This window comes from Prauserella alba (assembly GCF_024171735.1).
GTDB classification, from domain to species: Bacteria; Actinomycetota; Actinomycetes; order Mycobacteriales; family Pseudonocardiaceae; genus Prauserella; species Prauserella alba.
The window spans coordinates 220,797-242,754 of sequence record NZ_JAMTCH010000004.1 but is presented as its reverse complement, the minus strand read 5'-3'; the positions used below and the strand labels follow the sequence as shown (position 1 = coordinate 242,754).

The window sequence follows — 21,958 nt, the reverse complement described above, 5'->3', positions numbered from 1 at the left end:
AGGAGGCGGTGATGACGGCCGCATCTCGGGCGCCGGAGGGTGCCGAGGCCGCCGGGCAGGGTCCGGTGGCCGAGCACGAGATCGAGCTTGCGATCAGTGGCATGACGTGTGCCTCGTGTGCCAACCGCATCGAACGCAAGCTGGGCAAGCTCGACGGCGTCGTGGCGTCGGTGAACTACGCGACGGAGAAGGCGCGAGTGTCCTACCCCGACGGGGTACCGCCGGAGCGGCTCGTCGAGGCTGTCGAAGCCGCGGGCTACGAGGCGGCACTGCCCACCGGGCGAGCCTCCGACAGGCAGGGGACCGACGACGAGCCGGCCGCAGCCGAACCGGCCGACCGTGAGGCGGACTCCCTGCGGCAGCGCCTCATCGGTGCACTCCTGCTGTCGGTGCCGGTGATCGTGCTGGCGATGGTGCCGCCGTTGCAGTTCGCCAACTGGCAGTGGGCCTCGCTCGTGCTGGCGTCGCCGGTCGTGGTGTGGGCGGCGTGGCCGTTCCACCGCAGCGCGTTGATCAACCTGCGGCACGGCGCCGCGACGATGGACACGCTGGTGTCGATGGGTGTGTCGGCCGCGTTCGCGTGGTCGCTGTACGCACTGTTCTTCGGCAGTGCGGGCATGCCCGGGATGACGCACGCCTTCGAGTTCACGATCGAACGCGGGGACGGCAGTGCGAACATCTATCTCGAGGTCGCCGCGGGCGTGACGACGTTCCTGCTGGCGGGCCGGTACTTCGAGGCACGCGCGAAGCGCAGGGCCGGTGCTGCGCTGCGGGCGCTGCTGGACCTGGGAGCCAAGGACGTCGGCGTCCTGCGTGGCGGTCGTGAGGAACGCATCCCCGTCGACCACCTCGCGGTCGGCGACCGGTTCGTCGTGCGCCCGGGGGAGAAGGTCGCGACCGACGGTGTCGTCGTCGACGGCGTCTCGGCGGTCGACGCCAGCATGCTCACGGGGGAGTCGGTGCCGGTCGAGGTCACCGAGGGCGACACCGTCGTCGGGGCGACCGTCAACCAGGGCGGCAGGCTCGTCGTCGAAGCGACCCGTGTCGGCGGTGACACCCGCCTGGCGCAGATGGCCAGGCTCGTCGAGGACGCGCAGGCGGGCAAGGCCGCGGTGCAGCGGCTGGCCGACCGCATCTCCGGGGTGTTCGTGCCGATCGTCATCGTGTTGGCCGTGGGCACGCTCATCGGCTGGCTGGCCACCGGCGGTGCCGTCGAGGCGGCGTTCACCGCAGCCGTCGCGGTGCTGATCATCGCCTGCCCGTGCGCGTTGGGCCTGGCCACGCCGACGGCGCTGCTCGTGGGTACGGGCCGCGGTGCGCAGCTCGGCCTGCTGATCAAGGGGCCCGAGGTGCTGGAGTCCACGCGCCGGGTGGACACGGTCGTGCTCGACAAGACGGGCACGGTGACCACGGCCGCGATGACGCTCGGCGAGGTGCACCTCGCTGCGGGTGCGGACCGCGCCGAGGCGTTGCGGCTCGCCGGTGCGGTCGAGAACGCTTCGCAGCACCCCATCGCCAGGGCGATCGCGGATGCGGCCGAGCGGGAACTCGGCGAGTTGCCGGAGGCCGGCGACTTCGCCACGACCAACGGCCTCGGCGTGCACGGCGTCGTCGACGGGCACGCGGTCGTCGTCGGCAGGGAAGCACTGGCCCGGGAGTGGAGCCTGACGCTGCCGGACGAACTGGTGGCCGCGAAGGAAGCCGCGGAACGTGACGGCGGCACCGCGGTGATCGCGGGCTGGGACGGCGAGGCACGTGCCGTGCTCGTCGTCGCCGACGAGGTCAAGGCGACGTCGGCGGAAGCGGTGCGGCGGATGCGGTCGCTGGGGCTGCGTCCGGTGCTGCTGACCGGCGACAACGACGCGGTCGCGCGGGCCGTCGCCACGCAGGTGGGCATCGACGATCCGGCGGACGTGATCGCCGAGGTGCTGCCCGAGGACAAGGTGGCCGTCGTGGAGTGGTTGCAGGCCGAGGGCCGGGTGGTCGCGATGGTCGGTGACGGCGTGAACGACGCCGCTGCGCTGGCCCGAGCAGACCTGGGGCTGGCCATGGGGACGGGCACCGACGTCGCGATCGAGGCGGGCGACCTGACGCTCGTGCGTGGTGACCTCACGGCGGCCGCCGACGCCATCCGGCTGTCCCGCCGGACCCTGCGGACCATCCAGGGCAATCTGTTCTGGGCGTTCGGCTACAACGTCGCCGCGCTGCCGCTCGCGGCCGCCGGGCTGCTGAACCCGATGCTCGCCGGCGCCGCCATGGCGCTGAGCTCGGTGTTCGTCGTCACGAACAGCCTGCGGCTGCGCCGTTTCTCCTGAGGGCCCCTACACGCCCCCAGGGGCACTTTGGTTGCACTCAATGCAACCAAAGTGCCCTTGGGGGCTTCTCGCGGGCATCAGCGCAGTTGATCTCAGGTGCTGCGCCAGTGCGGCACGCCGAGGAAGATCAGGCGGAGTTTGCGCTCGGCCGCAGCCAGGATCTCCGCATCCGAGCCGGGGCGGGCCTCCAGCAGTTCCATCACGGTCGCGAGCATCGCGGACACGATGAGGTCGGCCAGCATGCGCAGGTCCTCGGTGGACCAGGTGCGCAGCCCGTCGAAGCGTGCGAGGTCCACGGCCAGCTCACCGGTGAGCAGCTTCAGCTCGACGCCGATGGTCTGGCGCACCGCGCCGGTGCCGCCGTAGCGTTCCCGCACCAGGAACCAGTAGTGCTCCTCGTGTGAACGCACGTGCTCCGAGAGTGTCCGTACGGATGCGCGGATGAGGTCGGCCGAACCGCCGGGCGCGTTGCGCGCACCGCGGATCATCGTCCGCAGTGCGCGCATGGACTCCTCGACGAGCGTGACGCCGAGTTCGTCCATCGATTCGAAATGGCGGTAGAACGCCGTCGGCACGACACCGGCCTGCTTGGCAATCTCCCGGAGGCTCAACCCGGCGAATCCTCGCTCGGAAGCCTGCCGCAACGCGGCGTCGAGCAGCGCGCGGCGCGTCCGTTCCTTGCGCTCGTTGCGGGTCTCCGGTGCCGTCATGGCTGTCGAGCATACGTCGGCCGGTCCTGTAACCCCGTTCACATCGGCCCTGGTCACCTTGCGCCTCCACCTGATCGCCTACAAGATTGAGTGTACAGTCGTTCACTGAAAATGGAGGCGCGGAATGGCGATGCGCACAGCCGTGCGGCGAGCGGCGACCCGGCCGGGATCGCTGCCCGCCTCGCTCGCGTCACTGGCGGAGAAGCTGCTGACGCCGCACGGGGTCGACCGCTATCTGGAGTTGGTCGACCCGATGCTGGTCCGCAGGGAGATCCGCGGCGAGGTCGTGGCCCTGCGCAGGCCGACCCGGGACTCGGTCACGTTGACGGTCCGGCCGAGCAGGGCGTGGCGGGGCTTCGCGGCGGGTCAGTTCGTCCGTGTCACCGTCGACATCGACGGGGTGCGGCGCACGCGCTGCTACTCGCCGGCCGGCAGCGCGCACCGCGATGGTGAGCTGGAGTTCACCGTCAAGGCCCACGAGGGCGGGCTGGTGTCCCGGCAGCTGCACGAACACGGCCACGTGGGCATGGTGCTCGGCCTCTCACCTGCGGACGGCACGTTCGCGCTGCCCGAGCCGCGACCCGACTCGATCGTGCTCATCGCGGGCGGAAGCGGCATCACACCGGTGCTGTCGATGCTGCGGACGCTGGTCGACGAACGGTACCCGGGCGAGGTGTCCCTGCTGTACTACGCGCGGACGCCTGCAGACGTGCCCTACGCCGAGGAGCTCGACGCGCTCGCGGCCCGGCGGGGCGTGCGCATCCACGTGCGGCACACGGCGTCCGACGGCCGTTTCACCGCCGAACACCTCCGCCGCGTCGCGCCGTGGTTCGCCCGTGCCACCACGTTCCTCTGCGGCCCGCCACCGCTGATGGAGGCCGTGCGTGCCCTGTACGCCGATGCGGGGATCAGTGAACGGCTGCACACCGAGGAGTTCGTGCCGCCGGTGCTCACGGTCGGTGCGGCCGAGACCGGCGGCCGGATCCGGTTCGCGCGCAGCGGGGTGGACGTCGTGAGCGACGGCCGGCCGCTGCTGGAGCAGGCGGAGGATGCGGGCCTGTCCCCGGAACACGGCTGCCGCATGGGCATCTGCTTCTCCTGCACCCAGCGCAAGGTCTCCGGCGTCGTGCGTACCGCATCCGGTGAGGAGTCCGCCGAGGACGACGAAGAAATCCAGCTGTGCGTCACTGCCGCGGTCGGTGACGTCGAGATCGACTGTTAGGAGCCACCTCATGACGGGCTTGCAGGACCGGCTCACGCCGGAACAGGTCGAGGAGTTCGGCCGCGAGATGGACGAGCTGCGCAGGCGGGTCGTCGCCGACCTCGGCGCCGACGACGTCGAGTACATCCAGAACGTCATCAAGACCCAGCGCGGGCTCGAGGTCACCGGCCGCGCGTTGATGTACGCCGGGTTCTTCCCGCCGGCGTGGCTCGCGGGAGTGGGTGCGCTGTCGCTGGCGAAGATCCTCGACAACATGGAGATCGGCCACAACGTCATGCACGGCCAGTACGACTGGACGCGGGACCCGGCGCTGAGTTCGCAGCGGTTCGAATGGGACAACGTGGCGCCCGCCGAGAACTGGCGGCACTCCCACAACTACATCCACCACACCTACACCAACATCGTCGACAAGGACCGCGACGTCGGCTACGGCATTCTGCGTATCGACCCGGCGCAGCAGTGGCACCCGTACTACCTCGGCAACCCGGTGTACGCGACGCTGCTGGCGATCTTCTTCCAGTGGGGCGTCATGCTGCACGACCTCGAGGTCGACCGGGTCGTCAAGGGCGAGCGCAAGTGGTCGGAGTTCGGCGAGGAGCGTCGCCGCATCGGCCGGAAGATGGGCAGGCAGATCGGCAAGGACTACGTGCTGTTCCCGCTGCTCACCGGGCCGCTCGCGCCGCTCACGTTCGCGGGCAACGCCGCGGCCAATCTGGCGCGGAACCTGTGGGCGTTCGGAATCATCTTCTGTGGCCACTTCCCGGCCGATGTCGAGAGCTTCTCCGAGGAGGAGACCGAGCAGGAGACCCGCGGACAGTGGTACCTGCGGCAGATCCTCGGCTCGGCCAACATCACCGGCGGCCCGCTGTTCCACATCCTCTCCGGCAACCTCTCGCACCAGATCGAGCACCACCTGTTCCCGGACATCCCGGCGCGGCGGTACCCGCAGATCGCGGGCGAGGTCCGGGCGATCTGCGAGAAGTACGGACTGCCGTACCACACCGGGCCGCTGCACAAGCAGTTGTGGTCGGTGGCGAAGAAGATCGTCAAGTTCGCGCTTCCCGGAAGCGGGGACCGCGAGCCGGAACCGGTTACAGTCGAGCGCGACCGGACACCTGCTGCGGCGTGAGGTCCGCAGACACGACGAGGGAGCGGTGACATGGTCGGCCGATTCGAAGCGGGTAAGGACACGGTGCAGGTGCTCACCGAGCAGGCGGCGTCGCATGTCGGCAACATCGCCGGAATCATCACGGGCGCGGTGCGCGACGTCGCGCGCGAGACGGGCGACTGGGTGACCGAGCTGATCGAGATGCGGGAGGCGTCGGACAGGGCCGTGGCCGACGACGAGCGGGAGGCCGGCGGCCGCTGACCCCGGACGTGGCCGGCGCGCACGGGTGTGGCGTGCGCCTCCCCGGGCGGACCGGGTGCGCAGCCGGTGGTCATGATGGCCGGCGTGACTGACGTGATGAGTACGGCCGACCTCGTCGACCAGCATGGCGAGGCGCTGCGCGTGTGCGATGTCCAGTTCCGGCAGTTCGGCTCGCACCGGGAGTTCTCCGGCAGGGTGCGAACGGTGTCCTGCTACCAGGACAACGGCCTGGTCAAACAGTTGCTCAACTCGGAAGGCGAGGGGTGCGTCCTCGTCGTGGACGGCCGGGGCTCGCTGCACACGGCGCTGACCGGTGACCTGATCGCGGGCGCAGCCGTGCGCAACGGTTGGGCCGGCCTCGTCGTCAACGGCGCGGTGCGGGACTCGGCCGTGCTGGCCGGACTGCCGCTGGGCGTGAAGGCGCTCGGCACCAACCCGCGTAAGAGCAGCAAGGACGGTGTCGGCGAGGTCGACATCCCGGTCGGGTTCGGCGGTGTCACCTTCCACCCCGGTGACACGCTGTACGCCGACGACGACGGTGTGGTGCTGCTGCCCCGGTCCTGATCGGGCGCCGACGCTGCGCCCACGGCTCGTCGGCTCGTCGCGGGGCCGGGCGCCGTGGGCCGCCGCGGGCGGGTCAGACTGACGGCATGCAGGCCGTCGTCTACGCCGGTTACGGCGAACCGCCCGTGCTCACCGACGCTCCGGAGCCGGAGTGCCCGTCCGACGGCGTCGTGGTCGCCGTCCGCGCGACCGGCGTGTGCCGGTCGGACTGGCACGCCTGGAAGGGCCACGAGCAGGTGCCACTGCCGCAGATCCCGGGACACGAGCTGGCGGGCGTGATCACCGAGACCGGCCCCGACGTCACGCGGTGGAATCCCGGTGCTCGGGTGACGGTGCCGTTCGTGTGCGGGTGCGGGCGGTGCGAATACTGTGCCGTGGGTGAGGCCCAGGTGTGCCCGCATCAGACGCAGCCGGGGTTCACCGGGCCCGGGTCGTACGCCGAACGCGTGGCGCTGCACGCCGCGGATCTCAACCTCGTGGCACTGCCCGACTCCGTGGGGTTCACGGCTGCCGCCTCGCTCGGCTGCCGGTTCGCGACGGCGTTCCGCGCCGTCACGGTCCACGGTGGGGTCGGACCGGGGGAGTGGCTCGCGGTGCACGGCTGTGGCGGCGTGGGGCTGTCGGCGGTGCAGATCGGCGTGGCACTGGGCGCGCGGGTCGTGGCGGTCGACGTGGCCGAAGCAGCCCTCGACGCCGCTCGTCGCCTGGGTGCGCAGGCCGTGGTGAACTCGGCGGGGTCGGGTGCGTCCGAGACGGCGGCGGCCGTCCGGGAACTCACCGGTGGCGGCGCACACGTGTCGCTGGACGCCTTCGGCTCGGCCGGCACGTGCGCCTCGTCGGTGCGCGGCCTGCGGCGCCGGGGCCGGCACGTCCAGGTCGGCCTGCTGTTCGGTGAGGCGGCCACCCCGCCGATCCCCATGGACGTCGTCACCGCGCAGGAACTCGCGGTGTACGGCTCCCACGGGATGCCCGCGCGCGACTACCCGCAGCTGCTGAGCATGCTCGCCGACGGCAGGCTACGGCCAGAGGAACTCATCGGGGAGACCATCGGCCTGGCGCAGGCACCGGCTGCGCTGGCGGCGATGGACGAGCCGGCCGCAGCGACCGGCACGGGCATGACCGTGGTCGAACTGCCCGGCTGAGTCACCGTCCGCGGCAACCGTTCTCAGCCGCGCAGCGGTCGAGCCGCGATCCGCTCACGCTTCGTCCGTGGGCCGGCCGCCGGTACGTGCTCGCTCGACGGCGAGTTCGAACGACGGGCCGTGGCCGGGAGGCTGATGGCGTGCCGCCGCGCCCAGGTGTTCCTCGCGGAGGTCGTCCATGAAGCTCTCCCACAGTGGGGGACCGCCGTCTTCGAGGGCTTCGGCGTAGCGGCTCAGCTCGTCGTCGGCTCCGAGCTGCCTCCGGCCCCACACCCCGACTTGGACGAGTACGGGAACCAGGGCGATGGCCCGTTCGGTCAGGTTGTAGAGCGCCTTCTGCTTGTGAGCGGGATCGTCGCTCCTGGTGAGAAGTCCGCGGTGGACCAGCATCTTGAGCCTGTCGGCCAGGATGTTGGTGGAGATGCCTTCGTCGCAGGTGAGTAGCTCACGGTAGTGCCGCTTTCCGGCGAAGACGATGTCGCGGAGCACCAGCAGCGTCCAGCGGTCCCCGAAAACCTCCAATGACAGGTTGATGGGGCACAGGGAACGAGGGGACGCGGTCATCCGATCGGGCTCTGTCATCCGCTTCGACCCTGCCATCCGCTTCAACTCTCCAACCGGTTGTGTTCCTGCATCGGTTCCTTCTAGTCTACAACTGCTTGCAAAACTGCAGTGATGTCCTGATTCGAGGAGGAACGATGCAGGTACATCCCGTCGTCGAGGCGATTCCACCCGTCGGCCGCGGGACCGGGATCGACGCACAGAGTGAGCTGGAGCCGCTGCCTTGGGACGGGGCCGAACGCCGCCTCAACGCCGACGCGTTCTGCTGGCTCGCGACCGTGCGTCCCGACGGAGCGCCGCACGTGGCTCCGCTGTTCGCAGTGTGGTCGGGCTCCCGGGCGTACGTGTCCTCGAAGGACACGGCGCGCAAGAGCAGGAATCTCACCGGGGACAGTCGCTGCGTGCTTACCACAGACGTCGACGCGGCGCACGTGATCGTCGAAGGCCGTGGCGTGCGGGTGTCCGATCAGGACACACTCCGGCGGGCATCGGAGGCCTTCGAAGCGGTGTACGGCTGGCCGACGACCGTCGCCGGTGACCTGCTCGACGCGCCGTTCGGTGCGCCGACATCCGGCGGGCCGCCGTACGCGGTGTTCGAGATCGAACCGGAGACGGCATTCGCCTTCCCGCTCGAGGGCACGTTCCTGCCGACCCGCTGGCGCTTCTTGTGAGGCGTACCGGCTCGTGGCGGTTCAGCCGCGCAGCCGGTACTCCTTGAGCAGGCCCTTGCTGATGACCGTCTTCTGGATCTCGCTGGTGCCCTCTCCGATGAGCAGGAACGGCGCCTCCCGCATGAGCCGTTCGATCTCGTACTCGGTGGAGTAGCCGTAGCCGCCGTGGATCCGGAACGCCTCCTGGGTGACCTCGGCGCAGTACTCGCTGGCGATGAGCTTGGCCATGCCTGCTTCGACGTCGTTGCGTGCGCCGGAGTCCTTGAGCCGTGCCGCGTTGACCATCATGAGATGGGCGGCTTCGACCTTCGTGGCCATCTCGGCGAGTTTGAACGAGATCGCCTGATGCTGCGCGATGGGCTTGCCGAAAGTTTCGCGCTGCTGGGCGTACTCGATCGCCAACTCGAACGCGCGGATCGCGATGCCGCACGCACGGGCCGACACGTTGACGCGCCCCACCTCGATGCCGTCCATCATGTACGAGAAGCCCTCGCCGGGAGCCTCGCCGAGCACCATGTCGGCACCGATGCGGAAACCGTCGAACACGGCCTCGGTGGTGTCGACACCCTTGTATCCCATTTTGTCGATCTTTCCGGGGATCGTGAGACCCGGCAGCACCTCGCCGTAGCCAGCCGGTTTCTCGACGAGGAACGTCGTCAGGTTCCGGTGCGGGCTGTCTGCACCCTCGTCGGTGCGGGCGAGCAGTGCGACGAGAGTCGACGTGCCGCCGTTGGTGAGCCACATCTTGGTTCCGTCGACGACGTAGTCGCCGCTGCCTCCTGCGGCGGAGCCCTCGTCGCGAGTGGCCTTGGTGCTGATCGCGGCGACGTCGGAACCGAGACCGGGTTCGGACATCGAGAACGCGCCCCGCACCTCGCCGGTCGCCATGCGAGGCAGGAAGTGGCGCTTCTGCGTCTCGGTACCGTGCCGGGCGATCATGTGCGCCACGATGAAGTGCGTGTTGATCACGCCCGACACACTCATCCAGCCGCGCGCTATCTCCTCGACCACGAGCGCGTACGTCAGCAGCGACTCGCCGAGCCCGCCGTACTCCTCGGGGATGGTGATGCCGAACAGCCCCATCGCCTTCATGCCCTCGACGATCTCGGCGGGGTAGGTGTCGCCGTGTTCGAGCTCCTGTGCGTGCGGAATGATCTCCTTGTCGACGAATTCCCTGACGGTGGCAAGGATCTCGGACTGCACATCGGACAGTCCGGCAGTCTGTGCCAAGCGGGCCATGACGGTGGGGCCTCCAAGCGAGAGGTGTGGATTCGCGTGACGCCGCCGGACGGTGGTCGGGCTCGTGCTGTCGGGATGCCGTCCGGCGGCGGGTCACCCGGCGGTGGCGATGCCGGCCCGGGTGTCAGCCTGCGACGCGTTCGACGACCGCGGCCAGCCCCTGGCCACCGCCGATGCACATCGTCTCCAGGCCGTAGCGAGCGTCGCGGCGGTCCAGCTCGCGGGCCAGGGTGGCGAGGATCCGCGTACCGGTCGCGCCGACCGGGTGGCCGAGCGAGATACCGGAGCCGTGGACGTTGAGCCGGTCGAAATCGCCGTCGCCGAAGTTCCACTCACGCGTGCACGCGAGCACCTGTGCGGCGAACGCCTCGTTGAGTTCGACGAGGTCCATGTCCGACATCGCGAGCCCGGCACGGTCCAGTGCCTGCTGCGACGCGGGAACCGGCCCGATGCCCATCGTCTCCGGCGGCACCCCGGCGACGGCCCAGGACACGATCCGCACCAACGGACGCAGGCCCAGCGCTGCTGCCTTCTCGGGGTGGGTGACGATACACATCGCGGCCGCGTCGTTCTGTCCGCTGGCATTGCCCGCCGTGACGGTCGCGTCCGCGTCCTGCTTGCCGAGCACGGGTTTCAGTCCGCTCAACGTATCGAGCGACGCATCGGCGCGCGGGTGCTCATCGGTGTCCACAACGGACTCGGTCTTTCGGGTGCTCACGGTGACCGGAACGATCTCCTCGGCGAACACGCCGGACCGCTGCGCCGCCACGGCACGTTCGTGGGAGGTCAGTGCCAGCCGGTCCTGTTCCTCGCGCGGGATCGAGTACTCGCGGCGCAGGTTCTCGGCGGTCTCCAGCATGCCGCCCGGCACGGGGTGGTTCCGGCCGCCCGCGGTGATGCGGCCCCGTGCGAGCCCGTCCTCCAGCATCACCCCGGAACCCTTGACACCCCAGCGCATCTCCGTGGAGTAGAAAGCCACGTTGCTCATGCTCTCGGCGCCACCGGCGACGACGACCTCGCTCGCACCGCTCTGCACCTGCATCGCGGCTTGCAGCACCGCCTGCAGCCCGGAGCCGCAGCGGCGGTCGACCTGCATGCCGCCGGTCGTGATCGGCAGTCCGGCGTTGAGCGCGACCATGCGGCCGATCGCCGGTGCTTCGCTGGTCGGATAGCAGTGGCCGAGCACGACGTCGTCGATCGCGTCCGGCGCGACGCCGCTGCGTTCCAGCAGCCCGCGCAGAGCGATCTCGCCGAGGTCGGCGGCGCTCAGCGGGCGGAGAACACCGCCGAACCGGCCGATCGGGGTGCGAACCGGCTCGCAGATGACTGCCTCGCGCGGCATTCCGGTGCTCATCACATGAACCTCCCGCCGGTGACCTCGAGAACGGTCCCGGTCATGTAGGACGACAGATCGGAGGCGAGGAACAGCGCGACACTCGCCACTTCGGACACCTCGCCGGCCCGCTGCATGGGGATCTCGGCCAGCTTCTGATCCCACACGTGCTCGGGCATCGCCTCGGTCATCGCCGAGCGGATCAGTCCCGGCTGGATCGCGTTCACCCGGACGCCGTGGCGTGCCATCTCTTTGGCTGCGGCCTTGCTCATGCCGACGATGCCCGCCTTGGCGGCCGAGTAATTGGTCTGCCCTGCCATGCCGACCTTGCCGGACAGCGACGAGAGGTTGACGATCGCGCCGCGCTGCTGCTCGCGCATGATCGCGGACGCCTTCCGCAGGCCGTTCCACGTGCCCTTCAGGTGGACGTCGATGACCTGGTCGAACTGCTCCTCGGTCATCGTCCGCATCGTGGCGTCGCGAGTGATGCCCGCGTTGTTGACCAGGACGTCGAGCGCGCCGAACCGCTCGGTGGCGGCGGCGAGGAGCGCGTCGGTGTCGGAGGTCGACGTGACGTCACAGCGCACGGCCACCGCGACGGCCGCGCCACCGAGTTTCTCGGCCGCGGCGGTGGCGGCGGCCTCGTCGACGTCTCCGACGACCACGTGCGCGCCCTCTGAGACGAACCGTTCGGCGATGGCGAAGCCGATTCCCTGTGCGGCGCCGGTGATCACGGCGACCTTGCCGTCGAGCAGACCCATGTGGTGGGGGTGTCCCTTCTCTGTGGATGGTGGCGTACGGATCACGCGGGGCCCGCGACGAGCCCGGTGTCGTGCAGCCTGCCGATCTCGGCAGGGCTGAGGCCGAGCCGATCGCTCAGTACCGCGTCGGTGTCGGCGCCGAGCGCCGGTGCGGGATGCGGCGGGCGGGATTCGCCTGCGGTGCGGATGGGGCCGGCCGCGGCGGCCATCGGGCCGATGCCGGGCTGGTCGATCTCGTGCACGACGGACGCGGCGTCGTCGAGCGCGAGGCGGGTGGCCTCGGCCATGTCCCGGTAGGGGCCCCACAGCACGCGGGACTCGTCCAGCAGGCGGGCGACCTCGGCGTAGGGGCGCGCGGCGAACCACGGCCGCAGGATCGCCTCGATCGTCTCCCGGAACCGGTAACGATCGGCTTCGTCGGACAGGTCGGCGCCGAGCGCCGGTTCGAGCGCCGCGAACACCTCCGCGGTGCCGGTGGCTCTGCAGAGTGCGCTCCACTGGCCGGACGTGAGTGCGACGACGATGACCCGGCGGCCGTCGGCCGTGGGGAAGTCGACGCCGAAGCTGCCGTAGGTGTGGTTGCCGATCCGCTCGCGGCCGCGGCCCGTCCGGTGGGCCTCGGCGAGCCAGCCGAGGTCACCGATGGCCGCCAGTGCGACGTCGGACAGCGCGATCGTCGACACCGATCCCGCGCCGGTGCGGGTGCGCCGGTGCAGTCCCGCGAGGATCGCCGTCACGGCGTACTGGCCGCACAGGAAGTCCCAGGCGGGCAGTGCGTGATTGACCGGTCCGTGGTGGTCGGCAGGGCCGGTGATGTCCGGAACGCCGACGGCGGCGTTGACCGTGTAGTCGACGCCGGGCTTGCCGCCCGCCGTTCCTTCGACGTGCACGTGGATCGTGTCCGCCCGGCGGCCGGACAGCTCGTCCGAGGTCAACCGGGTACGCCCCGCGACGTTGTCGAGGTAGATCCCGGAATCGGGCCCGGGTTCGGTCGCGAGCGCGAGGAGGAGTTCGCGGCCCTCGGGGGTGCGGAAGTCGAGAGCGAGTGAACGTTTGCCCTTGTTGAGGTTCGCCCAGTACAGGCTCGTGCCGTGCTCGTCGACGGGCCAGCGGTTGACGTCGCCCCCGCCACCCGGCGGGTCGACTCGCAGTACGTCGGCGCCGAGCCGGGCGAGTGCCATACCCCCGGACGGTCCCGCCACGAAGCTCGCGCATTCGACGACGCGGAGTCCGGCGAGCGGCTGGTCGGGAGATGCCGACGCCGTCATGCCCGCGGTCCTGCGGTGCCGCTCGGACGGGCGTGTGCACGAGGTGTGGCCGTGGCCGGCACGAGAGCGGCGGGCGTGGCCGCGGCGAGTGCGAGTGCGACCGGCACGTGCGCATCGGTCATGAGCGCGTCGGGCATGTCCGCGACCTCCAACGGTGCAGGCGGGCGTCCTTCTATTTTTTATAGCCTAAATATATAATCTGCGGAAGGGTGGAAGCTCGGCGAACGTGAGTGAGGCGGGTCATGACGAAGGCGGACAGGTCGAAGGGGGAGACGGTGCAGCGCACCAGGGGAAAGCGGTCCCTTCCCGATCAGGTCGCCGCGCACGTTCGCGAACTCGTCATGTCGGGGCAACTGCGGTTCCCCGAGTTCGTGCGGCTCGACCAGGTCGCCGCCGACCTCGGCATCAGCGTCACACCGGTCCGCGAGGGGCTGTTGACGCTGCGTGCCGAGGGGCTGCTGCAGCTCGAACCCCGGCGCGGGTTCATGGTCGCCCCGCTGTCGGGGGACGACGTCCGCGACCTGTTCTGGGTGCAGGCGCAACTGGAGGGCGAGCTCGCAGCGCGCGCGGCCCCGCGGCTGTCCGACGACGACCTCGGCCGGCTCGACGAGCTGCAGCAGGGGCTCGCCGACGCGCTCGCCGAGGGCAGGCTCGACGAGATCGAGGACCTCAACCACCGGTTCCACCACCTGCTCGCGATGGCGGGCCGGTCGCCGAAACTGACCTGGTTCCTCGGCCAGGCGGTCAAGCACACGCCGTCGCGCTACTACGAGACGATCGACGGCTGGGTGCAGGCATCCGTCGACGACCACTATCCGATCCTCGACGCGCTGCACGCACGCGACCCGGAGACGGCGCGAACGGCCATGCAGGACCACATCCGGCACGCCGGTGAGCTGTTGAGCCGGCACGTCGACCGCCGCACCACGGAGTGAAGCACCGGTACGGAAAGCGGCCGCACCTGGTGGGAGCCGTGCCGCCGGTGGGAGGCGCACCGTCGTGTGATGCGGCCGTGATGTCCGTACGCTGGCCGGCATGAGGATCAGGAAGACGATCGCGGCGTTGGCCGCGGTGAGTGCGCTCGGTGCGGTGGCCGCCTGTGACGAGCCGGTCGAGGACGACGGCAATCAGCAGGAGGAAGACGGCGGCGGCCAGTACGGCGACGGCGGCGGGGGCGACGGCGGCGAGGGTGAGGACGGCGGCGAGGGTGAAGACGGCGGCGAGGGCGATGAGGGCGGCGAAGGCGAGGACGGCGAGGGCTGATCGCCGCGGGCCTGGTCGGTCACGGCGGCCGATCGGGCCACGCCACCGGTCACGGGATTGGGTCGAGGTGCTGCCCGGGTAGTCCACGGCGACGTGGCAGACCCGGACACGAGGGGACCCGACATGGCCGGACAGGCGACCGTGACCGATGCCCATCTGCTCCACGACGACGAGCTGCGCTCACTCGATGCGTACTGGCGCGCGGCGAACTATCTGTCGGCCGGGCAGCTGTATCTGCTGGACAACCCGCTGTTGCGGGAGCCGCTGCGCGTCGAGCACATCAAGCCGCGGTTGCTGGGGCACTGGGGCACCACCCCCGGTCTGAACTTCGTCTACGCGCATCTGAACCGAATGATCCGGCGGCGCGAGCGCAACGTCATGTACGTGATGGGCCCCGGTCACGGCGGTCCTGGCGTGCTCGCGAACACCTGGCTCGAAGGCACCTACAGTGAGGCCTATCCCGCTGTCGGGCAGGACGAGGACGGCATGCGCCGACTGTTCCGTGAGTTCTCGTTCCCCGGCGGGATGCCGAGCCATGTGGCGGCGGAGACACCCGGTTCGATCCACGAGGGTGGCGAGCTCGGCTACTCGCTGGCGCACGCCTACGGTGCCGTGCTGGACAATCCGGACCTGCTGGTGGCATGTGTGATCGGCGACGGTGAGGCGGAGACGGGACCGATGGCCACCAGCTGGCACATCAACAAGTTCCTCAACCCGGCGACCGACGGTGCCGTGCTGCCGATCCTGCACCTCAACGGGTACAAGATCGCCAATCCGGCGGTTCTCGCCCGCATTCCGCAGGAGGAGCTCGACGCGCTGTTGCGTGGTTACGGATACCTGCCGTACTACGTCGAAGGTGACGAGCCCGCCACGATGCACCGGGCGATGGCCGCCACGCTCGACCGCATCGTGGACGACATCGGCGTCATCCAGGGCAGCGCGCGCGAACGGGGCCTCGCAGACCGTCCGCAGTGGCCCGTCCTCGTGCTGCGCACCCCGAAGGGCTGGACCTGTCCATCCGAAGTGGACGGAAAGCCGGTGGCCGACACGTGGCGTTCGCACCAGATCCCGCTGGCCGACGTCAGGGAGAACGCCGATCATCGGCAGCAACTGGAGTCGTGGCTGCGTTCCTACCGGCCGGAGGAACTGTTCGACGAGCACGGTGCGCCCCGGCCCGAGTTGGCGGCGCAGGTCCCGGCGGGCGAGCGCCGCATGGGCGCGAACCCGCACGCCAACGGCGGAAGACTGCTGAAACCGTTGCGGCTTCCCGATTTCCGCGAGCACGGCTCGGAGGTCACCAAGCCCGGGTCGACGATGTCGGAGCCGACCCGAGTGCTGGGACGCTGGTTACGGGATGTGCTGCGGGCCAACGAGGATCATCGCAACTTCCGCCTGTTCGGTCCCGACGAGACCGAGTCGAACCGGCTCGACGCGGTCTACGGCGCGAGCGGGAAACAGTGGCTCGGCGAGATTCGCGGCACCGATGAGCACCTGGCCAGGGACGGGCGCGTCATCGAGATGCTGTCGGAGCACGTGTGCCAAGGGTTGCTCGAAGGATATCTGCTCACCGGCAGGCACGGGCTGCTGTCCTGCTACGAGGCGTTCATTCACATCGTGGACTCGATGTTCAACCAGCATGCGAAGTGGTTGAAGACGAGTCACGGGCTCGACTGGCGCAGGCCCATCGCCTCGCTGAACTACCTGTTGACCTCGCACGTGTGGCGGCAGGATCACAACGGTTTCTCGCACCAGGATCCCGGGTTCATCGACCACGTGATGAACAAGAAGGCCGAGATCATCCGGGTCTATCTCCCGCCGGACACGAACACGCTGCTGTCGGTGGCCGACCACTGTTTGCGCAGCCGTGACTACGTCAACGTCGTGGTAGCCGGGAAGAACCGGACACCGGAGTGGCTGGATGCCGACGAGGCGGTGCTGCACTGCGCCCGCGGTGCGGGCATCTGGGAGTGGGCGAGTTCCGACGCCGGCAGGGAACCCGACGTGGTGCTGGCGTGTGCAGGGGACGCGCCGACGGTGGAAGTGCTGGCCGCGACGTCGATCCTGCGGGAGCGGCTGCCGGACTTGGCGGTGCGGGTCGTCAACATCGTCGATCTGATGCGGTTGCAGTCGGCGAGTGAACATCCGCACGGCATGACCGATGCCGAGTTCGACGCGCTGTTCACGACGGACCGGCCGGTGCTGCTCGCGTATCACGGCTATCCGTGGCTGATCCACCGGTTGACCTACCGCCGGCGCAACCACGGGAACATCCACGTTCGCGGCTACAAGGAGGAAGGCACCACGACCACGCCGTTCGACATGCTCGTGCGCAACGACATGGACCGGTTCCGCCTGGTCATCGACGTGCTGGACCGGGTGCCCGACCTCGGGGTTCCGACGGCGTGGCTGCGGCAGGACATGGCCGACGCGCGCACCCGGCACGACGCCTGGACCCGCGAGCACGGGGACGACCTGCCCGAGGTGCGGGACTGGGTGTGGCAGTCGTGACGGGATCACCCGTGCACGTCCTGGTCGTCAACGCCGGATCGTCGAGTCTGAAGGTGCGGCTGCTCGACGCGTCCGACGAGGTCGTCGACGACGTGACGATCGAAGACTGGGACGGCGCCGGCACGGCCGAGCTGGAGCGGTTCGTACGAGGTCTGCCGGCGGTCGATGCCGTGGGCCACCGCATCGTCCACGGCGGACGGCGGTTCCGCGAACCGGTGCGGATCGACGACGGAGTGCGCGAGGCGATCGAGGGGCTGGCCGACCTCGCCCCGCTGCACCAGCCGCGGGGTGTGGCCGGGATCGACGCCGTACGGCAGGTGCTGCCCGGCACACCGGCGGTCGCGTGCTTCGACACGGCGTTCCACACGACGATCCCGGATGCGGCCGCCACGTATGCGCTGCCCGCGGAATGGAACCGGCGGTGGGGGTTGCGACGGTACGGGTTTCACGGCCTGTCGCACGCGTACGTGGCCCGGCGGGCGGCGCAGCTGGCCGGGAGGCCGGCGCGGGAGTTGCGGATCGTGTCGTGTCACCTCGGGGCGGGTGCCTCGCTCGCCGCGGTGGCCGGTGGCCGGTCGGTCGACACGACGATGGGCTTCACGCCGCTGGCGGGGCTGGTCATGGCGACCCGCACCGGAAGTGTCGACCCCGGCCTGGTGCTGTGGCTGCAACAGCACGCGGGAACGGCCGCCGAGGACCTGTCTCACGCACTGGAGCGCGAATCCGGCCTGGCGGGGCTGGCGGGTGGGTCCGGCGACATGCGCGAGATCATGTCCGGAATGGAATCCGGCGACGAGGCGTCCCGGCTGGCGTTCGACGTGTACGTCCACCGGCTGCGGAGGGAGATCGCGGCGATGACGGGCAGTCTCGGCGGAATCGATGTGCTGGCGTTCACCGGTGGCGTGGGCGAGCACAGTGCCCGGGTGCGGGTGGAGGCCGCGGCCGGCCTGCGGTACCTGGGCGTGACCCTGGACGTGGCGAGCAACGAGGCGAGCGCGGGCGACGCCGACATCAGCACGGCGGCAGCACCGGTGCGCACCTTCGTGGTGGCTGCACGGGAGGACGTCGAGATCGCCGCCCACACCCGTCGCACGCTCGCCGAGTGACGGGTGTGGGCGGGACTCAGCGGTGGCCGGGTGGTGTCAGCAGTGCGCGCATGGCCACGACGTCCCGGTCACCGTGTCCGTGGACCACGGTACTGAGCAGCTGGGCCAGCGTCTGGGCGGACACCGGGGTGGGAATCCCGAGCCTACCGGCCGAATCGACGGCGAGCCGGAGGTCCTTCGCCGCGAGTTCGGCGCTGAACCGGGCCGTGTCGTCGCCCGCGATCATCCAGGGGAGACGGACCTGGGATTGGAACGAGTAGGCGCCCGTGTCGTCGAGCGCCGAGGCGAACAGCTCCGGGTCGATCCCGGCCTTCTCCGCGAGTGTGAGGCCCTCGCTCAGCACGGCGACGTTCGTCATCCCGATCATGTTCGAGATGAGCTTGAACACGGCCGCGGCCGACGGGGAACCGAACTCGTAGGTCCGCTCGCCCATGCGGTCGAAAACGGGTGCGAGGGTGGTGATCGCAGCACCGGAACCGCCGGTGAACAGCGGGATGGCGCCTTGCTCCGCAGCGGCCGGGGTCTTACCCAGAGCGCAGTGGACGAACGCGTTGCCGTGTTCCGCGAGCGTGGTCTCCAGGTCGTCCGCCGTGGTGGGGTCGATGGTCGACACGTCGACTGCTATCGCGGTTCCGGACAGGTGCGGTGCCACCTCGCGCCACACCTCGGTGACGATCTCCGGAGTGGGGAGGCTGGTGAACACGATGTCGGCGCCCTTGGCTGCTTCCACGGCGCTCCCGGCCGCAGCGGCACCGACCGCGGTACAGCGGTCCACTGCGGACGGTGAGTGGTCGGCGACCCGGACGTCGTACCCGCCGGTGGCAAGGCGCCGCGCGACGGCTCCGCCCATGTTTCCTGCGCCGATGAACGCAATTCTCATTCGAGCATCTCTCCTTCGTGGTGCCACGTGGGGTCGGACGTGCCTGGTGCCGTCACACCGCCGGATGTTCACACAGCCGGATGCCGGGCGGCGGCGGTCGCGGCGAGATCGGCCGCTTCCTCCGCGTCGACGTCCACGCTCGTGGGTTCCCATCGGATCGCCAGGAGGACGAGGAGGCCGATCAGCGGGGCTACTGCGACGACGTAGAACACCCCGGTACCCAGGTCGGCGCTGAGGATGGGGAAGAAGAACAGCGAGACCATGGATCCGATGCGCAGCATCGCCTGGCCGAAACCACTGCCGACGCCGCGAAGGGACGTCGGGTAGCTCAGGGTCGCGATGGTCATGCCCTGAGCGCCGGGACCGTAGGAGTGGAAGAACACGAACACGCCGAGCATCGCCCCGACGGCGACCAGCATCGCTCCTTCGGCGTTGCCGACCCAGCCAAGGCCGATGAGCATCGCGAAGCAGACGGCGAACCCGCTTGCGGCGAGCTTCCAGGAACCGAGCTTGTTGCTCAGCCGCACACCGAGAAGGCCACCGAGGACGCCGAAGACGAGGTTGAAGACCAACGGGCCCACGATGGATGTGAGCCTGCCCTGATGCAGGAGGGCGGCGATGATCACCGGCAACGCGAATCCGACCGCGTAGTACTGCACCGATTGCAGCGCGCTGACCGATGCGGCCAGAATCGTGCGTGCCCGGTAGCGCGGACTGAACAGGCGTGCGAACTCGCGCGGCCCGGATGACGGAGGCGTGGTCGCGGCGGATTCGGGTGCGGAGTCGTCGACGGTGACGGTGAGTCCGTACGACGACTTGAGGATCTCGGCGGCCCGGTGCAGATCGCCCTGCCGAGCGGCCCATGCAGGTGATTCGTTCATGTACCGGTGCCGGATGAGCATCACGGCGAGCGCAGGAACAGCGCCGAATCCCACGGCCCAGCGCCAGAGGTCGGTATGGCCCGATTCCGGTACGAGGAAGTAGAAGGGCACCAGCACCAGGAAGCTGCAGCCGGTGGCGAAGTACCACATAGGCTGCCACAGCGACACCTTTCCGCCGCGTCCGCGAAGTGCGTTGAACTCGGCGATGAAGGCCAGCGCGACGGGGAAGTCGATTCCTATCCCGATGCCGAGGACGAATCGCGCCCCGGTGAGTAGTTCGAAGGTGGGTGCGACCGCGCAGGCCAAGGCTGCGACGACGAAGAAGACCATGTCGGCCATGAACATCTTGTAGCGCCCGATGCGGTCGACGAGGTATCCGCCGACCAGGGCGCCGACGAGCGCACCGACCATGATGGAGGCCGACACGATGCCTTCTTGGATCGAGCTCAGCTCGAACGTGGCCGCGATGTCCTTGAGGCCGAAGGCGATCGCCGAGAAGTCGTAGGCGTCGATGAAGATGCCCCCGAGCGCGATGATGGTGATCGCGGTCGACTTTCCTCCCTTCGCCCGTCCGGAATTGATGAGCTCGTTGACGTCCGCCGCCGATGAGATGACAGGAGGCGGTCCGGAGTGTTCGGTCGGCATGATGAGACGTCCTTGTCCATGGCCGTTCGTGCGTACCGGGTCAGAGACCGATTGCGACGTACCTGGTCTCTTCGAACTCTTCAATGCCTGCGGCTGCGCCTTCGCGGCCGAGACCGGATTGCTTGGTGCCGCCCATCGGGGCGAACGCGACACTGGGAAGCGGGTTGTTGACCCCGACGATGCCGTTGTCCAACTGCTCCGACCAGCGCCATGCGCGTGCCTGGTCGCGGGTGTACACGTAGGCGGCCAGGCCCAGTTCCGTGCTGTTCGCCGCGGTCAGCGCCGCTTCCTCGGTATCGAACGAGAACACGCCCGCGACCGGGCCGAACACCTCGTCGGTCGCCAGTCCGACGTGGCCGGGAACGTCGGCCAGCAGGGTGGGCCGGGCGAAGTTCGGCCCCGGTACCTCGGCGTCGCGGGTCAGCTTCGTGGCGCCGGCGGCAACGGCCTCCTGGACGAGTTCGTCGACCTCGGTCACCCGATTACGGTCGATGCACGGGCCGAGATCGGGGGTGGGGTCGGCGAGTCCGTCCCCGATCGACATCGCATCCACGGCCGCTGCCAGACGTGTGGTGAACTCCTGATGGACGGCCGTGTGCACCAGGAAGCGGTTCGCCGCGATGCAGGATTGTCCGGTGTTGCGGAACTTCGCGAGCATCGCTCCCTCGACGGCGGCGTCGATGTCGGCGTCGTCGAACACGACGAAGGGCGCGTTGCCGCCGAGCTCGAGCAGTGGCCGCACGATCCGGTCTGCGGCCGCGGTCATGATGCGTCTGCCCACGTCCGTCGACCCGGTGAAGCTGACGACCCGTACCGCCGGATGGTCCAGATACGCATCGGTGATCTCGGCTGCCGGGCCGTGAACCAGGTTGAGCACACCGGGTGGCAGACCCGCGTCGTGGAGGCACCGCACGAGTTCGGTGGCCGCGAGCGGCGCCTTCTCCGATACCCGCGCCACCACGGTGCAGCCGGCTGCGAGAGCAGGCGCGAGCTTGCGAGCCTGGATGGAGCACGGGAAGTTCCACGGGGTCAGGCTCGCGACGACGCCCGCGGGTCTGCGCAGGCTGAGGTGCCGGCGATCCGACGACTCGTGGGTGTACACCGCACCGGAGGGCCGTCGCGTCTCCTCGGCGAACCAGCGCAGGTACTCGGCGGAGAAGGCGATCTCACCGATTCCCTCGGGAAGTCGTTTCCCCGCTTCTCTCGCCAACAACGTACCGAGTTCTGCCGAACGGTCGCGGAGTAGGTCCGCGGCCCGCAGGAGAATGTCGGCACGCTGTCGTGGTGGCGTCGCTGCCCAGCGGGGGAAGGCATCGGCCGCAGCGTCGGCCGCCGCAACGGCCTCCTTGCTGCCTCCGTAGGCGACGGTGTCGATCACGGTGTCGTCGACCGGATTCAGTACGTCCCGCACCGAATCCGTGCCGAACCATTCGCCGTTCACGAGCATGGTTCCGTTCCCCATCGACGACTCCTCCATGTTGGCGAGAGGTCTTACCTCTGCGGGGACGGTAGCGGGTGCG

The 21,958-nt window shown here is 69.6% G+C and carries 21 protein-coding genes; 11 read left to right on the top strand and 10 right to left on the bottom strand.

The window, feature by feature from the left end; genetic code table 11:
* The first annotated feature begins 11 nt into the window (after window positions 1-11).
* Window positions 12-2,315, top strand: coding sequence for a heavy metal translocating P-type ATPase (locus LY12_RS10050; RefSeq protein WP_301302477.1), 2,304 nt, complete (start codon window positions 12-14; stop codon window positions 2,313-2,315).
* A 92-nt stretch (window positions 2,316-2,407) separates the two neighbouring features.
* Here the strand turns inward: LY12_RS10050 and LY12_RS10045 are convergent, their stop codons facing one another.
* Window positions 2,408-3,025 carry a TetR family transcriptional regulator gene (locus LY12_RS10045; protein WP_253855361.1) on the bottom strand — a complete coding sequence of 206 codons (618 nt, stop codon included), beginning with the start codon at window positions 3,023-3,025 and terminating at the stop codon, window positions 2,408-2,410.
* Window positions 3,026-3,155: 130 nt separating this feature from the next.
* Here LY12_RS10045 and LY12_RS10040 point away from each other — a divergent pair, with 130 nt between their 5' ends.
* The 5 genes from LY12_RS10040 to LY12_RS10020 all read left to right on the top strand — a co-directional run bounded on the left by LY12_RS10040 (window position 3,156) and on the right by LY12_RS10020 (window position 7,322).
* A complete protein-coding gene (locus LY12_RS10040) occupies window positions 3,156-4,247 on the top strand; it encodes a ferredoxin reductase (RefSeq protein WP_372493518.1) in 1,092 nt (363 codons plus the stop codon).
* A gap of 10 nt (window positions 4,248-4,257) precedes the next feature.
* Window positions 4,258-5,376 carry a fatty acid desaturase family protein gene (locus LY12_RS10035; RefSeq protein ID WP_253855357.1) on the top strand — a complete coding sequence of 373 codons (1,119 nt, stop codon included), beginning with the start codon at window positions 4,258-4,260 and terminating at the stop codon, window positions 5,374-5,376.
* Between the two features lie 30 nt (window positions 5,377-5,406).
* Window positions 5,407-5,616: a hypothetical protein gene (locus LY12_RS10030; protein WP_253855355.1), complete on the top strand. Its 210-nt coding sequence runs from the start codon at window positions 5,407-5,409 to the stop codon at window positions 5,614-5,616.
* 96 nt (window positions 5,617-5,712) lie between these two features.
* Window positions 5,713-6,180 (top strand): ribonuclease E activity regulator RraA, encoded by a 468-nt coding sequence (gene rraA / locus LY12_RS10025; protein ID WP_253857272.1) that lies wholly within the window; start codon window positions 5,713-5,715, stop codon window positions 6,178-6,180.
* A gap of 86 nt (window positions 6,181-6,266) precedes the next feature.
* A complete protein-coding gene (locus LY12_RS10020; protein ID WP_253855353.1) occupies window positions 6,267-7,322 on the top strand; it encodes a zinc-dependent alcohol dehydrogenase family protein in 1,056 nt (351 codons plus the stop codon).
* A 54-nt stretch (window positions 7,323-7,376) separates the two neighbouring features.
* On the opposite strand, the gene LY12_RS10015 is transcribed toward LY12_RS10020, so the two are convergent.
* Window positions 7,377-7,904, bottom strand: a complete 528-nt coding sequence (locus LY12_RS10015; protein ID WP_253855351.1) for a winged helix-turn-helix transcriptional regulator — start codon at window positions 7,902-7,904, stop codon at window positions 7,377-7,379.
* A 116-nt stretch (window positions 7,905-8,020) separates the two neighbouring features.
* Between LY12_RS10015 and LY12_RS10010 the strand changes: the two genes are divergently transcribed.
* Entirely contained in the window at window positions 8,021-8,554 is a 534-nt protein-coding gene (locus LY12_RS10010) for a pyridoxamine 5'-phosphate oxidase family protein (RefSeq protein WP_253855350.1), read from the top strand.
* Window positions 8,555-8,575: 21 nt separating this feature from the next.
* On the opposite strand, the gene LY12_RS10005 is transcribed toward LY12_RS10010, so the two are convergent.
* The 5 genes from LY12_RS10005 to LY12_RS09985 form a co-directional block, all read right to left on the bottom strand.
* Window positions 8,576-9,793, bottom strand: coding sequence for an acyl-CoA dehydrogenase family protein (locus LY12_RS10005; protein ID WP_253855349.1), 1,218 nt, complete (start codon window positions 9,791-9,793; stop codon window positions 8,576-8,578).
* A 124-nt stretch (window positions 9,794-9,917) separates the two neighbouring features.
* Window positions 9,918-11,147, bottom strand: coding sequence for an acetyl-CoA C-acetyltransferase (locus LY12_RS10000; RefSeq protein WP_253855348.1), 1,230 nt, complete (start codon window positions 11,145-11,147; stop codon window positions 9,918-9,920).
* Window positions 11,147-11,887, bottom strand: coding sequence for a 3-oxoacyl-ACP reductase FabG (fabG, locus tag LY12_RS09995; RefSeq protein ID WP_253855347.1), 741 nt, complete (start codon window positions 11,885-11,887; stop codon window positions 11,147-11,149). Before fabG ends, LY12_RS10000 begins: the two co-directional genes overlap by 1 nt.
* 41 nt (window positions 11,888-11,928) lie before the next feature.
* Entirely contained in the window at window positions 11,929-13,155 is a 1,227-nt protein-coding gene (locus LY12_RS09990) for a CoA transferase (RefSeq protein ID WP_253855346.1), read from the bottom strand.
* Window positions 13,152-13,292: a hypothetical protein gene (locus LY12_RS09985; protein ID WP_253855345.1), complete on the bottom strand. Its 141-nt coding sequence runs from the start codon at window positions 13,290-13,292 to the stop codon at window positions 13,152-13,154. The genes LY12_RS09990 and LY12_RS09985 overlap by 4 nt, the downstream gene beginning before the upstream one ends.
* A gap of 105 nt (window positions 13,293-13,397) precedes the next feature.
* On the opposite strand from LY12_RS09985, the gene LY12_RS09980 reads away from it, so the two are divergent.
* The 4 genes from LY12_RS09980 to LY12_RS09965 all read left to right on the top strand — a co-directional run bounded on the left by LY12_RS09980 (window position 13,398) and on the right by LY12_RS09965 (window position 18,032).
* Window positions 13,398-14,090, top strand: coding sequence for a GntR family transcriptional regulator (locus LY12_RS09980; protein ID WP_253855344.1), 693 nt, complete (start codon window positions 13,398-13,400; stop codon window positions 14,088-14,090).
* A gap of 100 nt (window positions 14,091-14,190) precedes the next feature.
* Complete coding sequence (locus LY12_RS09975; RefSeq protein WP_253855342.1) at window positions 14,191-14,418, top strand: hypothetical protein; 228 nt, start codon at window positions 14,191-14,193, stop codon at window positions 14,416-14,418.
* Window positions 14,419-14,541: 123 nt separating this feature from the next.
* Entirely contained in the window at window positions 14,542-16,926 is a 2,385-nt protein-coding gene (locus tag LY12_RS09970) for a phosphoketolase family protein (protein ID WP_253855340.1), read from the top strand.
* Window positions 16,923-18,032: an acetate/propionate family kinase gene (locus LY12_RS09965; RefSeq protein ID WP_308292096.1), complete on the top strand. Its 1,110-nt coding sequence runs from the start codon at window positions 16,923-16,925 to the stop codon at window positions 18,030-18,032. The genes LY12_RS09970 and LY12_RS09965 overlap by 4 nt, the downstream gene beginning before the upstream one ends.
* 16 nt (window positions 18,033-18,048) lie before the next feature.
* Here LY12_RS09965 and LY12_RS09960 read toward each other — a convergent pair whose 3' ends face one another.
* The 3 genes from LY12_RS09960 to LY12_RS09950 form a co-directional block, all read right to left on the bottom strand.
* Window positions 18,049-18,912 (bottom strand): NAD(P)-dependent oxidoreductase, encoded by an 864-nt coding sequence (locus LY12_RS09960; RefSeq protein WP_253855336.1) that lies wholly within the window; start codon window positions 18,910-18,912, stop codon window positions 18,049-18,051.
* 68 nt (window positions 18,913-18,980) lie between these two features.
* A complete protein-coding gene (locus tag LY12_RS09955; RefSeq protein WP_253855334.1) occupies window positions 18,981-20,438 on the bottom strand; it encodes an MFS transporter in 1,458 nt (485 codons plus the stop codon).
* A gap of 40 nt (window positions 20,439-20,478) precedes the next feature.
* Entirely contained in the window at window positions 20,479-21,900 is a 1,422-nt protein-coding gene (locus LY12_RS09950) for an NAD-dependent succinate-semialdehyde dehydrogenase (RefSeq protein WP_253855332.1), read from the bottom strand.
* Window positions 21,901-21,958: the final 58 nt, after the last annotated feature.

Excerpts from the sequence above, each read along its gene's own strand:
- LY12_RS10050 (WP_301302477.1), top strand. The coding sequence starts at position 12 with ATGACGGCCGCATCTCGGGCGCCGGAGGGTGCCGAGGCCGCCGGGCAG.
- LY12_RS10045 (WP_253855361.1), bottom strand. The coding sequence starts at position 3,025 with ATGACGGCACCGGAGACCCGCAACGAGCGCAAGGAACGGACGCGCCGC.
- LY12_RS10040 (WP_372493518.1), top strand. The coding sequence starts at position 3,156 with ATGCGCACAGCCGTGCGGCGAGCGGCGACCCGGCCGGGATCGCTGCCC.
- LY12_RS10035 (WP_253855357.1), top strand. The coding sequence starts at position 4,258 with ATGACGGGCTTGCAGGACCGGCTCACGCCGGAACAGGTCGAGGAGTTC.
- LY12_RS10030 (WP_253855355.1), top strand. The coding sequence starts at position 5,407 with ATGGTCGGCCGATTCGAAGCGGGTAAGGACACGGTGCAGGTGCTCACC.
- rraA (WP_253857272.1), top strand. The coding sequence starts at position 5,713 with ATGAGTACGGCCGACCTCGTCGACCAGCATGGCGAGGCGCTGCGCGTG.
- LY12_RS10020 (WP_253855353.1), top strand. The coding sequence starts at position 6,267 with ATGCAGGCCGTCGTCTACGCCGGTTACGGCGAACCGCCCGTGCTCACC.
- LY12_RS10015 (WP_253855351.1), bottom strand. The coding sequence starts at position 7,904 with ATGACAGAGCCCGATCGGATGACCGCGTCCCCTCGTTCCCTGTGCCCC.
- LY12_RS10010 (WP_253855350.1), top strand. The coding sequence starts at position 8,021 with ATGCAGGTACATCCCGTCGTCGAGGCGATTCCACCCGTCGGCCGCGGG.
- LY12_RS10005 (WP_253855349.1), bottom strand. The coding sequence starts at position 9,793 with ATGGCCCGCTTGGCACAGACTGCCGGACTGTCCGATGTGCAGTCCGAG.
- LY12_RS10000 (WP_253855348.1), bottom strand. The coding sequence starts at position 11,147 with ATGAGCACCGGAATGCCGCGCGAGGCAGTCATCTGCGAGCCGGTTCGC.
- fabG (WP_253855347.1), bottom strand. The coding sequence starts at position 11,887 with ATGGGTCTGCTCGACGGCAAGGTCGCCGTGATCACCGGCGCCGCACAG.
- LY12_RS09990 (WP_253855346.1), bottom strand. The coding sequence starts at position 13,155 with ATGACGGCGTCGGCATCTCCCGACCAGCCGCTCGCCGGACTCCGCGTC.
- LY12_RS09985 (WP_253855345.1), bottom strand. The coding sequence starts at position 13,292 with ATGCCCGACGCGCTCATGACCGATGCGCACGTGCCGGTCGCACTCGCA.
- LY12_RS09980 (WP_253855344.1), top strand. The coding sequence starts at position 13,398 with ATGACGAAGGCGGACAGGTCGAAGGGGGAGACGGTGCAGCGCACCAGG.
- LY12_RS09975 (WP_253855342.1), top strand. The coding sequence starts at position 14,191 with ATGAGGATCAGGAAGACGATCGCGGCGTTGGCCGCGGTGAGTGCGCTC.
- LY12_RS09970 (WP_253855340.1), top strand. The coding sequence starts at position 14,542 with ATGGCCGGACAGGCGACCGTGACCGATGCCCATCTGCTCCACGACGAC.
- LY12_RS09960 (WP_253855336.1), bottom strand. The coding sequence starts at position 18,912 with ATGAGAATTGCGTTCATCGGCGCAGGAAACATGGGCGGAGCCGTCGCG.
- LY12_RS09955 (WP_253855334.1), bottom strand. The coding sequence starts at position 20,438 with ATGCCGACCGAACACTCCGGACCGCCTCCTGTCATCTCATCGGCGGCG.
- LY12_RS09950 (WP_253855332.1), bottom strand. The coding sequence starts at position 21,900 with ATGGGGAACGGAACCATGCTCGTGAACGGCGAATGGTTCGGCACGGAT.